The 12,346-nt window shown below is 36.4% G+C and carries 10 protein-coding genes; 4 read left to right on the top strand and 6 right to left on the bottom strand.

Features of this window, described 5'->3' with window-relative positions; genetic code table 11:
* Nucleotides 1-219 precede the first annotated feature (219 nt).
* Nucleotides 220-1,788 carry a histidine kinase N-terminal 7TM domain-containing diguanylate cyclase gene (locus COD11_RS00580; protein WP_098794827.1) on the bottom strand — a complete coding sequence of 523 codons (1,569 nt, stop codon included), beginning with the start codon at nt 1,786-1,788 and terminating at the stop codon, nt 220-222.
* A gap of 188 nt (nt 1,789-1,976) precedes the next feature.
* On the opposite strand from COD11_RS00580, the gene COD11_RS00585 reads away from it, so the two are divergent.
* The 3 genes from COD11_RS00585 to COD11_RS00595 are packed head-to-tail and all read left to right on the top strand — an operon-like array spanning nt 1,977 to nt 4,894.
* The gene (locus COD11_RS00585) at nt 1,977-2,732 is read left to right on the top strand and encodes a carotenoid biosynthesis protein (protein WP_231309117.1); all 756 of its coding nucleotides are present in this window, start codon (nt 1,977-1,979) and stop codon (nt 2,730-2,732) included.
* 10 nt (nt 2,733-2,742) lie between these two features.
* On the top strand, nt 2,743-3,402 hold the full coding sequence (locus COD11_RS00590) for a lysophospholipid acyltransferase family protein (protein ID WP_098794829.1): 660 nt from the start codon (nt 2,743-2,745) through the stop codon (nt 3,400-3,402).
* A gap of 19 nt (nt 3,403-3,421) precedes the next feature.
* Nucleotides 3,422-4,894, top strand: coding sequence for a phytoene desaturase family protein (locus COD11_RS00595; RefSeq protein ID WP_098794830.1), 1,473 nt, complete (start codon nt 3,422-3,424; stop codon nt 4,892-4,894).
* 129 nt (nt 4,895-5,023) lie between these two features.
* Here the strand turns inward: COD11_RS00595 and COD11_RS00600 are convergent, their stop codons facing one another.
* The 4 genes from COD11_RS00600 to asnB form a co-directional block, all read right to left on the bottom strand.
* Complete coding sequence (locus tag COD11_RS00600; RefSeq protein WP_098794831.1) at nt 5,024-5,860, bottom strand: phytoene/squalene synthase family protein; 837 nt, start codon at nt 5,858-5,860, stop codon at nt 5,024-5,026.
* The gene (locus COD11_RS00605) at nt 5,848-7,314 is read right to left on the bottom strand and encodes a phytoene desaturase family protein (protein ID WP_098794832.1); all 1,467 of its coding nucleotides are present in this window, start codon (nt 7,312-7,314) and stop codon (nt 5,848-5,850) included. The genes COD11_RS00600 and COD11_RS00605 overlap by 13 nt, the downstream gene beginning before the upstream one ends.
* The gene (locus COD11_RS00610; protein WP_176550933.1) at nt 7,311-8,837 is read right to left on the bottom strand and encodes a phytoene desaturase family protein; all 1,527 of its coding nucleotides are present in this window, start codon (nt 8,835-8,837) and stop codon (nt 7,311-7,313) included. The genes COD11_RS00605 and COD11_RS00610 overlap by 4 nt, the downstream gene beginning before the upstream one ends.
* 208 nt (nt 8,838-9,045) lie before the next feature.
* The gene (asnB, locus tag COD11_RS00615) at nt 9,046-10,896 is read right to left on the bottom strand and encodes an asparagine synthase (glutamine-hydrolyzing) (RefSeq protein WP_098794834.1); all 1,851 of its coding nucleotides are present in this window, start codon (nt 10,894-10,896) and stop codon (nt 9,046-9,048) included.
* A 212-nt stretch (nt 10,897-11,108) separates the two neighbouring features.
* Here asnB and COD11_RS00620 point away from each other — a divergent pair, with 212 nt between their 5' ends.
* Nucleotides 11,109-11,669 carry a DUF2777 family protein gene (locus tag COD11_RS00620; protein WP_098794835.1) on the top strand — a complete coding sequence of 187 codons (561 nt, stop codon included), beginning with the start codon at nt 11,109-11,111 and terminating at the stop codon, nt 11,667-11,669.
* A 266-nt stretch (nt 11,670-11,935) separates the two neighbouring features.
* Here the strand turns inward: COD11_RS00620 and COD11_RS00625 are convergent, their stop codons facing one another.
* On the bottom strand, nt 11,936-12,295 hold the full coding sequence (locus COD11_RS00625) for a YisL family protein (RefSeq protein WP_098794836.1): 360 nt from the start codon (nt 12,293-12,295) through the stop codon (nt 11,936-11,938).
* Nucleotides 12,296-12,346 lie beyond the last annotated feature (51 nt).

Genomic DNA, 12,346 nt, shown 5'->3' on the forward strand with positions numbered 1-12,346 from the left:
CCTTATGAAGACCATTTGCGCGGGCTTCCATACATGTTTTGGTCTTCATTCGCCTTATGAAGACCATTTGCGCGGGCTCCCATACATGTTTTGGTCTTCATTCACCTGATGAACGAAACTACACGCTTTTTCTCTTAAACCTTTTGTCGTCCATCCAACCAGCAAGCCAAAAAATACCCAGCCTAAAACAGCACTGAGCATTTCAAAATTAGTATTCTATTATACATACTGCGCTTCCTTCTCATACAACTGCACACAATTTCTACCGTTCCTTTTTGCTGCATATAAAGCTTGGTCAGCTTGTCTCATTAGCTCTTGAATAGTAAGATCCACATCCTCCGAATTAAAATAAAAAGTTGAACTTCCATAACTGGAGGTTATATGAATTTTATTATTACTGACTATTGAAAAAGACTCCGACACTTTCTTTCGCAAGTTATCAATCTTCTCATATGCTTCAGCGGCTGTCGTATTCGGCATGCAGATGATAAACTCTTCTCCACCGTAGCGTGCAAAAAGATCCTGATCCCTTAAATAATCCTTTGTTAATGCAGAAACATCCATTAAAATTCGATCACCAGCATCATGTCCGTATTGATCATTTACCTTTTTGAAATGATCTATGTCAAACATAACAATAGATAAGCAGCCACCGCTAACAGACAAATCCTGTATAATAGCACCTGTTTTATCTAAGAAATAAGTTCGATTATAAATCTTTGTTAGTCCATCTATACTTGCTAGCACTTTTAACTTTTGCTCCATATTTACTCTTTCCGTCACATTTACTAAGGTGATAATTTTGCCGATTAAATTGTTTTGTTTCGTTATGACCGGAGAAAATTTAACATAAAAATAGTTCTTTACATCATTAATTTTTAACTGATAATCTCCTTCCTGCTTCTCAAAAATGATATCCAAAAGTAGTGGGTGATCGTGCAGAATATCTCTAACAGCTTTTCCAATTGCATGAGAACCAAACGATGGAAGAACCGGAATAATGGCTGAGTTATAATCAACAATCACATCATGTTGATTTAACACAATCACTCCTTCTTCAATGCTTTCAAACACTGTTTCTCTCGCGATTGGTACAACGTTAAACATCTGAAAGGATAATAATGCAAAACCATGGAGAATAAACGTGATACTCATTGAAACTGGTCCAAGATCAATACCACTTGGGCTCATATCCGTAATATAAAAAACACTTCCCATTACAGGAACTAATAATCCTGCAATCATCAAGCTCGTTTGCAAACGAAACTTATGGGTTACTTTCCGAAACTGGATTAGAAGTATACCAACACTAATAACAATACAAATATATAAAAAGATAGAATGAATATAGAACCAGGGGCCACCTTCAAGTTGTAATACCGGAAAAGGAGTATCTGTTCTTACATCCATAGATGTGTAATAAATATGATGAAATTCATTGGTATAATGCATTGTAATCGTTAAAATTGGGATACCAAATAAAAGAATGTAAGCCCATTGCTTAAGCTTTTTTCCTACATAGTCAAAACACATAAGTAAAATAAATACTGGAATAAACGGCAAAGCCAAATACTCCACTTTCAACCAAATTCTCATTTGCTCCAAAGAAGTACTCGCTAGCTCGAAAGCATAGCCAAAAGCAAAAATAGCACACATAAACGTTGCTAAAACATAATATCTTCCACCCGGAGCATCCTTTATTTTCACTAAACCATAACCACATAAAAAAATACTTATTGAGCCACCCAATACACTAATCAGGATGTACATGACCAATTCCTGGTTCATTGACTTCTACCTCGTCTGTTCTTCATTGTATTTTTTCATTATATAAAGAATATTCCTACTAAACTAGCTTTTAAATAAAGTAAATGCTTACAAATGCGAAAATGCATATTCCTCTCTTGTCCAGCATACACAAGTTGTACAAAGAAATTTACATCCACTATAATCGTGGATAGAAATGGGGGATTAGTGTGAAAGCAGATGAGTTAACATATAAGGTTTTTCTCATTTGGTATTTTATTGGAATTGTGCTATTAAGCTTTGACCTTATTCCTTCTTATTTAGAATGGGCAAATGTTGTTTTCCTTGTGTTAGCGGGAGTTATTGGAGGAATTTATTTTATTAAAACATTTGGTACACTAACCGGACTAACGATCAGTCTACTAGTTGTCGGATTATCCATATTTGCGGAGCATCTTGGGGTCGAGTATGGACTTCTATTTGGTGACTATTATTATACTAGTGACTTTGGACCACAATTACTTGGTGTTCCAATTGCCATAGGATTTGCATGGTTAATGGTCATTGCTGGATCACATGCTATTTCTATTGTCTTAACAGGTACAAATCAATTTATCTCTTATACTCTAATTGGTTCATTGCTGGCTGTTTTAATTGATTTAATTATTGACCCTGTTGCATTTGAAGTGAAGCAATATTGGGTATGGAATGCTGAAAGCTTTTATTACAATATCCCCATCTCAAATTTTATCGGATGGTTTGTTGTAGCATTTCTTCTTCACTCTATTATTTTTATCATCACCATAAAATCAAAGCTATCCATATCGGAATGGCACTCAAGAATTGTACTAGTTTTTTTCCTTGTTATAGGCATGTTTGTCTTTCTTGCTTTGATTCATGGTCTATGGCTCGGAGTCATTTTAACAAGTCTTCTTTCTTATCTAACATTTATGTTTTACATGAGAAAAAGAAGCGAATTGAAATGAGGAAAAAAGAATGATTAAGGCAAATAAAAAGGCTTGGTTTCAAGCAATGTTTCACCTTTATAATCAACAGCTTCTTAGAAGATATTTTAAAGGAATATATGTTTCTTCTAGTCTTTCTTTTCCTACACCAGCTATCATTTGTCTAAATCATAGCTCATGGTGGGATGCGCTTGTTTTATTTCATTTAAACCGTACTTACCTTAAAACTGATCTCTATGTGATGATGCACGAAAAAGGGATAAGGCAATATCCCTTTTTTCGTAAGCTTGGTGCTTTCTCAGTTAACCGGGATCACCCAAAAGATATTCTCTACAGTTTGAAATACAGTGAAACACTGCTAGACCAAGGAAAAACTGTCGGCCTTTTCCCACAGGGTGATGAGTTTCATTTAGAAACAAGACCGCTCACCTTCCTACCAGGAGCAATTGCGTTACAAGATAAGCGACCTTCAGTTCCAATCCTGCCAATAAGCTTTTACTACTCATTTGGACATTCAAAAAAGCAGGAGATTTATATTGTAATAGGAGAACCTATCCATTCTTTAGCTCTTACTGGAAAAACACGTAAAGAGAGAAATAAGGAGTTTGAAGATAGATTCACATCACAACTGAATTTACTAAAAAACAAGGTCGTACATGAACAAACGAGCTTCTTTCGTCAGATACTGTAGATAGGATTGTGATTATGCTATGAAGAAAGTCGTCATCATTGGAGCAGGTTTAGGGGGATTAGCTGCTAGCATTTCTTTAGCCGCAAAAGGACATAAAGTACAAATTATAGAAAAAAACAATCATTGTGGCGGAAAATTACTGCCTTATAAACTAGGCTCACATCAGTTTGACTTTGGGCCAAATACAATCACCATGCCCCATATATTTAAACGTGTTTTTGAAATAGCTGGTGAGAAATCGGAAAATTACCTTACCTTTCAAAAACTTCCGATTCATACTCGTAATGTTTTAAGCAACGGACAAATATTAGACTTTACCCATGATCATACACATATGAAGGAGCAGCTAGCTCAGATTGATCTCTTTGGTGCACAACACTATCATTCATTTATTAAAGAAATAACTAGACTTTACTCATTATCAGAGAAGCACTTCTTTTATAGAACATTTCAATCATGGTCAGATTATGTGTCTCCAACACTTGCTTCTGCTCTATTAAGAGTGCGGCCGTTCGAGTCACTTCACCACTTTTTCAGTCGTTATTTTAGGAAAAATGAAGTGATTGAAGCATTTTCTCGATACGCAACTTATATTGGCTCCTCACCATATGAGAGTCCAGCAACGTTTGCCATGATTGCCTATTTGGAGCTTGTGCAAGGTGTTTATTTTATTCAAGGTGGCAATGTTCAATTAGCTGAAAGCTATGAACAACTCGCTAAGAAGCTAGGAGTTGAAATCACCTTAAATACAACTGTAACAAAGTTAAACGTTGAGAATAATAAAGTGACTTCTATTCTATTAGCAGACAGTGAAGCCATTTCCGCTGATGAAGTGATCATGAATGCAGATCTTTTAAAGGCTTATCCTGAATTAGTAGAGAAGCAATATCGTCCAAACTTTTCAGAATTGAAACGGAATCGCTATGAGCCATCTATTTCGGCATTTGTTATTTTAGCAGGCTTATCCATTCGGCATTCACAGCTTCTTCATCACAATGTCTTTTTTTCAAATCAATATAAAGAGGAGTTTCAAGAGCTGTTTAAAGGACAAAAGTATAGTAAAAACCCATCTATTTATATAAGTAACAGCTCGTATACAGACCCTGAACGATCACCAGACGGAGATAATTTATTTATCTTAGTCAACGCCCCTGCATTAGGCAGAAATGGAGAAATAGGAATGAATCCACATGAATATAAAGAACATATCTATTCCCAATTGGAGGAAAAGGGCCTTTCTATTAAAAAACATCTTGTACAAGAGCAGATTATCACACCAAAAGACATTTCAACTAAGTTTGGTGCCTACCGCGGGTCATTATATGGGCTATCAAGTAATAAACGGAAAGATGCTTTTTTAAGACCTAGCAATTTTTCAAAAGATATTCGTAATTTATCCTTTGTTGGCGGTAGTACCCATCCTGGAGGAGGGTCTCCGATGGTTGTAATTAGTGGGTTAAATGTAGCTGAAGTTTTGGCAAAGAGGTTGTAAATTGATATTGAAATTCGGCAAAACGTGTGGGTTGATAGAGGACAAGGCCAAGTAGATAGAATACCCCCAAAATAGACCAAATTTAATAAGGGACAGCCTATTTCTAGCGCTGCCCTCTCTCTATTACCCTTATATCCCCGAAAGAATAGTGGTTTTTTCTTTATTCGTGACAAATTGTTTCTCCGAAAAGACTCGATATCCGTGATCTCTAACTTTATTTAAAATCTCACGATAAAGTAGTGCCGATGCTTTAACTGGAGTACGAGAGGCAATTGGGTAAAGATGCATTGTTTCTAGTGCCTTAGAATAGTATATCTCAGCTTCCTGCGCCATATGCTCCCACAACTGAATAAAATCTGAATTAATAATCCCATGCTGAAGTTCAAGATGGGAATAGTGATATTTCAGCAATAATTCCTTCGGGATATAAACACGGTCACGTTGTAAATCTTCTCCAATGTCACGTAGAATATTGGTAATTTGCATACCTAAGCCAAGTGAAATGGCACCATCTTTCAGTGCTACTTTTTCTTTTGGAGCCAAAATGGGTAACAGCATGAGCCCTACTGTACTAGCAACATGATAGGAATAATCAAGCACCTCATCCATCGTTTCATAGCGTGTTTTGATTAAATCCATTCCCTGTCCCTTCAGCATGTCGAAAAACGGTTTTTCATCTAGTTGATACTGGGAGAAAGCATCTTTTAGAGCCATCCACATAAATTGATGATTCAGCGGCAATACTCCATTTAAAAACAATGTAAACTCTTGTTCAAAATTTTCCAGTTCCTCATGTGGAGAACTTCCTTCATCAACGATATCATCAACAAGCCGACAGAACGCATAAACAGCCCACACCGCTTTCCGCTTTTTTTCAGGAAGCAAAGAAAATGCCTTATAAAACGTTTTTGAGTGTTGCCTAATCATCTCCTCACATTGCCTATACGCAATCTCTAAATTGTCCATTCTTTCTCCCTCCGTTCCGCGTCATGTAATAATTGATCAACCATAAGCTTTGCACCTTGCATCACAATTGGTATGCCTCCACCCGGATGAACGGATGCTCCAACGGCATATACATTTTCATATTTAGAAGGTCTTGCCTGAGGGCGAAACACACCTGATTGAAAAAGAAGTGGTGCAATGCCAAAGCTTCCCCCTTGAAAAATCCCTTCACTTTCTGCATCATTTGGTGTTCGCACCTTTTTCCAAACAATATGCTGTCGTAAATTTGGATACCCTCTTTTTTCTAATGAATCAATAATTCCCTCAATAAACGATTGTTTAGTAGACCATTCAATATGAGAACCCGCTGGTACTGGAACTAAAACATACAACACCCCTTTTCCTTCTGGAGCAAGAGTAGTATCAATTACTGAAGGATGAAAAGTATAGAATGCGGGGTCAGTAGGTACAACTTTTTGTTCGAACACTTCACTCATATGGTTTGAAAAATCTTTCCCCATAAAAAACTGATGGACGGGTGTATTTTCATAGATTTTATCTAATCCAAAATAAAGCAATAAACAGCTTGATGAAGGAGTATAGCTTCTTTGAGTAGACTTAGAAGGATCGAGTAGTGTTGATATAACAGGATAATCTCCGTTTAAGATAACCGAATCTGCTTTTATCCACTGCCCGTTCACATTCACCCCTGTTGCCCGATTTCTGGTAAATGTAAGAGACGTTACCTCAGAATTTAAGAAAACCTCTATTCCTCTCTTCTCAATTTCTCTACTCAATACATCTACTAAACTCGCATAACCGCCTTTTAAATAATAAATTCCATGTTTATGCTCACTGTATGAAATAAGCGAATAAAGAGCCGGTGATTCGTATGGGTTTCCGCCTATATAGAGTGATTGCAAAGAATACGCCAATCTTAGATTTTCTTCTTTAAAGTATGTTTTAAGAGATTGATAAACAGAGCGATATGCTTTAAGTTTTAATAATGTTTTTATATTTTGTTTTGACCAAAAATCCTTTTTCTGGACAAAGGAACGTTTGATGAAACGGTCCATTCCTAGTTTGAAATGTACATCCATATCTTTCATAAAGTTTAGGTACCCAGCTTGTTCCTCTGGGTATAATCTTCTTAGTTCATTAAGCTGCTTAGTCTGATCTGAATATTTTTCATACGTTGCTCCATCGTGAAAATGAATTTTGTATAAGGGATCAATCCTAACTAATTCATAATCATCACTAGTAATACCCGCTTCGTTTAACAACTCTGTTATCATCTCAGGCAGCAGTACAATCGTTGGTCCCTCATCAATTTTGTAGTCATCTTGCTCAATAAAAGCCAACCTGCCACCTAGACGATCTCGTTTTTCAACGATCATTACGTCAATTCCATTTTGATGCAAAAGCAGAGCGGATAGTAAGCCGCCAATTCCTCCACCAACAATAACGGTTTTCATCTTACATCCCTCACTTCTCCTGTTTGTAGATATATCGAATTCGGCTGTTTCTTATATTGGTTGTTTATTGCCTTCGTCGTGATACGTGCTGATTCGAGAATCGTCGGAAGCCCACTACCAGGATGGGTACCTCCCCCAACTAACCAGCAATTTTTTAACTCTTCAAATTCATTATGTGGCCGCAAGACCATCATTTGAGAAAGTTGATGTCCTAAGTTAAATGTTGCCCCTTTATAGACAAATAGGTCTTCTTCCCAATTCTTAGGAGTGATGATTTTTTCAACTTCAATATGTTCTTCTATGTTTTTAAACATTGTTTTTTCTTGTAATGTTTTTAATACAAGATCTCTGAATCTATGTTTTTCTTTCTCCCAATCTAGTTGACTAAAATTACTTGGTACCGGAGCCAGGATATATAGTGCTGAATGTCCCTCCGGAGCAAGAGTTGGATCTGTGACACTAGCATTCTGAACATAAATGGATGGATCTTCAGGCATTAAGTGAGTTTTCGTAATTTCTTCAACATTTTTCTTATAATCCTGAGCAAACACAATCGTATGATGTGGGAGATCGTATTGCTTGTTTACGCCAAGATAGATCATGAATGTTGAACATGAAAATTTCTTTTTCTGAAGTTTTTTCTTTGAATACTTTTTCAATACACCTTCATCCACCAAGTTTGTCATTACATGGGCAAAATCACCGTTAATGATCACTTCATCAGCAAAAACTTTTCGTCCATCCTCAAGCTGAACGCCTTTTACTGTTTTTCCGTCCAATACTAACTTCTGCACTCCCTTGTTTAAGTGAATTTGCCCCCCAAGCTCTTCAAATGCCTTTGCCATTGCCTTTGAAAGCTGATTCACTCCTCCCTTTGGGTGGTAAATTCCATACTCATGCTCCATATATGAAAGAATGGAAAAAGCTCCGGGGCATTCCCATGGTGACATGCCTAGATATTTAGATTGAAAAGTAAATGCAAGCTTTACACGTTCATCTTTAAAATATTTTGAAAGGACTTCATATAAACTTTTAGAGACAGTGAGCTGAGGCAACGCCTTAATGACACGCCATCTAAAATAATGATAAAATCTATCCATTTTACTTTGTAAGATAGGTGTGAGGGCATTCATTTTATTTCTTGTTTCATTCATAAATTTTAGGTAGCCATTTCCTTCACCTTGAGAAAGTTGATTTAGCCTCTTTATCATTTCATCTTGATTTCTTGTCATATTAATTGTGGCATCATCGAAAATTAGTTGATACATTTCCTTTAGTTCAATAAGTTCAACATAGTCATGAAGGTTTTTTCCTACCGTTTGAAAAATTTCTTCCGCGATATGAACCATGCTTAAAAATGTAGGGCCCATATCAAATGTATAGCCTTTTTCTTGGATTGAAGAGTTTCGACCACCTATATACGATTGTTTTTCATACAAATGAACTTCATGCCCCTTGCTTGCCAGAAGCATGGCTGATGCTAATCCACCAGGTCCAGCTCCAATAACAACCATTTTCGTCATGATGACGCCTCCTATTTAAATGTACATTTATTATACAAAAATTATACACACTTAAAATATGAAACTCAAATTAGAATGCTCTGCAATTTTAAAGATTTAGAGAAGCTTGGATTATTCTAAGCCCTCTCCTATATGATGATTCATAAAAATCTTATATTTAAATAAAACAAAAGGAACTGCCCCTTACCGAGCAGTTCCTCTTACGTTCCTATCTTTCATCAATATCAATTGAATAGCTGTCAAACCAAACATGAATTTGTGCTAAATGTGCAAGAAGCTGTGGACCTGACATTAATTGGCCGAACCAAGGGACTTGGAATGCTTTCCCCTCTGTTTCGATAATATCATTGAGCTTTTGTTTATTTAACAACTCATGTAAAATCGAATCTTTTTGACTTACTAAAGATTTCAGCCAGTTTGTTACTAATCTTGTATACTCTGGATTATGTGTTTTTGGATAAGGACTTTTCTTACGATATAGAACCTCATTAGGAAGAAGTCCCTCCAACGCTTTTCGTAAAATCCCTTTTTCACGATCGCCATGCATTTTTACTTCCCAAGGAATATTCCACACATACTCAACAAGACGATGATCAGCAAATGGAACACGAACCTCTAAGCTAGCACCCATACTCATTCGATCTTTACGGTCTAAGAGATTCGCCATAAACCAATGCATATTTAAGTAGAATAGCTGACGTCTTTGGGCTTCAATCTCTGATTCACCTTCAAGCAGTGGTGTCTCGTCAACTGTTTCTTGATAGCGAGCTTGCACATAATCATGTAGTTTTAATTTATCCTGCCATTCAGGCTTTAATAAAGAAACTCGCTCATCTGTTGAACGCATCCATGGAAATGCTGAACTTGCTAAATCCTCAGGGCGATGGAACCAAGGATACCCTCCAAAAATTTCATCCGCACATTCACCTGACAAACCAACCACAAAGTCTTTTTTTATTTCACGGCAGAACCACAATAAAGATGAATCCACATCTGCCATACCAGGCAAGTCACGAACAGAAGTTGCTTCAATAAGATGATCAACTAATTCCTGTTGTGTAATCACACAGCGATGGTGGTGTGTGTTAAATGTTTCACTCATTTTCTCAATCCAAGGCCCATCTGAGTTTGGTTGAAACTCATTAGCTTTAAAGAATTTATCATTATCTTCATAATCAATGGAATAAGTATGAAGTTGCCCTTTTCCTTCCTGTTTATAATGCTCTGCAGCAACAGCTGTAATCGCACTCGAGTCAACTCCGCCTGAAAGGAACGTACATAATGGAACATCTGATACTAATTGACGTTTAACAGCATCTGTAAATAAAAATCTAACCTTATCAGCTGTTTCTTCAACAGAATCCTCATGTGGTTTGCTTTCTACATCCCAATAACGCCACTTCTTTAAGCCATTTTTTGTATAAACTAAGGCATGAGCAGGACGCAGTTCATCAATTCCTTTAAAAACGCCAACACCCGGAGTCCTCGAAGGTCCAACCCCAAATATTTCAGAAAGACCTGTTTTATCAAGTTTAGCCGAAACAGAAGGATGAGCTAGAATTGCTTTAAGCTCTGACGCAAATAGGATAGATCCGTTCTCTTCTTTATAAAATAAAGGTTTAACTCCTAGGCGATCTCTACCAATAAATAATTTTTCTTTCTTTGAATCCCAAACCGCAAAAGCAAATATTCCGTTTAAACGATGTACGCATTCTTCCTCCCATTCAATATAAGATTGAAGCAGAACTTCTGTATCAGAATGCCCTTTAAAGGTATATCCTCTTGAAAGAAGTTCTTTTCTAATGTCCTCAGTATTGTAAAGCTCACCGTTATAGCAAATCGTATAAGAGTTTCCTTCTTTAGTCCGCGTCATTGGTTGAATACCACCGGCAGGGTCAACTACCACTAAACGTTTATGACCAAATTGCACATGATCTTCTCCCCAAATGTTCGTGTCATCTGGTCCTCGTTTTGCTAACGTTTCTGCCATTTTCTTAATCGTTTCTTGCTCAGTGCGTATATTTCCTTTAAAGTTTACCCAGCCTGTTATTCCGCACATGAAAGCTTCATCTCCCTCATCTATATTATGATCTCATACACACCAACGTCTGTGACCTTAATAGGTGTAGACATTGTATGCCCAATTCTTCAAATGTTGAATTGTCCCAAGTAAAATGCAGAAATGCATAAACTTCCTCATTTTTGTCAAAAACGATGATATCAACGTTTTTCAATACAACAAGTGTAAACACGATTTGGAGGTAAAATGCTATGTTTCCAATTAAACGAACAGACTTACTATTAAATCAAAAACGTTCGTATTTAACTGGACTGATCGAAATTACAAATGATCAGTATGTCATTTATGATGATATGAGTGATGAGCTTCATTTATTAGATGAGATTCAAAATTCTCATCTAGAAATTTTAAATCCGTCCGGATGGACAACAGGTAGGTGGATAGGCTTAGGTAAGATCAAGACTGACATGGGAACGCTATCATTAAATCACGGTGATACAGTGCGGATAAGAAAAAAATTACCTTTAGCATTAGATGAAATGTTAAAGGAACTTCAAGATGAAACATTTGTCAGATTGATTAAACAATTAAACTCCCTTGGCTTTTCACCTTACGACTGTATTTATTCGTATAATCAATTATTATTTATGGAAAATCGCGTGAATAAAAAAGGGGTTTCTTTCTTTCAATTTGATAACGAAGATTCCATCTGCGCCATTCAACACCACTTTGAAAGAGGCATCCATTCAGGGGATCGATTTGAAATAACAACAAGTTTAGGTGAAAGACGGCTTGTTTGTAGTAAGTTTTAGGAGATTACTTTAGTTAGAAGTATGTGTAAATAATGAGTTCTGTATGAGAAATGAAGACCGTTGATTCTTACTTTTAACCTTGCAATGGTCTTCATCTCTTGTATGAAGACCTTTTCTTCTTGCTTTCGACCTTGCAATGGTCTTCATCTCTTGTATGAAGACCATTTCTTCAATCAACTTAGTAATATAAACGAAACAAAAAAAACTGTAGACAGCTCGATGATCACACGAGACTACCTACAGTCTAGCCTTTTATCCTCTACTTTTTAAGAAAAACTCCAAATTCCTAAAGGAAGGCGCATTCCTAATACAATTGTTAAAAGTAGAACAATTACGAATTGAATCCAGAAAACTCTTGTTGGTTTTCCCTTTTTCAATCTTACAAGAACCATCTCCATTGCACCGATTGTCCAGATACCTAAAACAATTTTCCCTATGTATTCTCCATCTAATTGATACACACCAGTAACAAGAATAACACCTGTAATAACAATTAAAATGTAAAACAAGCGTAAAACCATATGAACAATTTTAGAAGGTTTTTCTTTTCCTGACTTAAATAAAGAATGTGCAACGAAGAAAAGAATAATCGCTACAACCCATGTAGTAATGTGTGCATGTGTCATCATTTTTCCTCCTTAGTTAAAGACAACCCTATTTTAGCATGATTTATAATG

Origin of the sequence: Bacillus sp. AFS040349 (assembly GCF_002577655.1) — a bacterium.
In the GTDB taxonomy this organism is placed as follows: domain Bacteria; phylum Bacillota; class Bacilli; order Bacillales; family Bacillaceae; genus Metabacillus.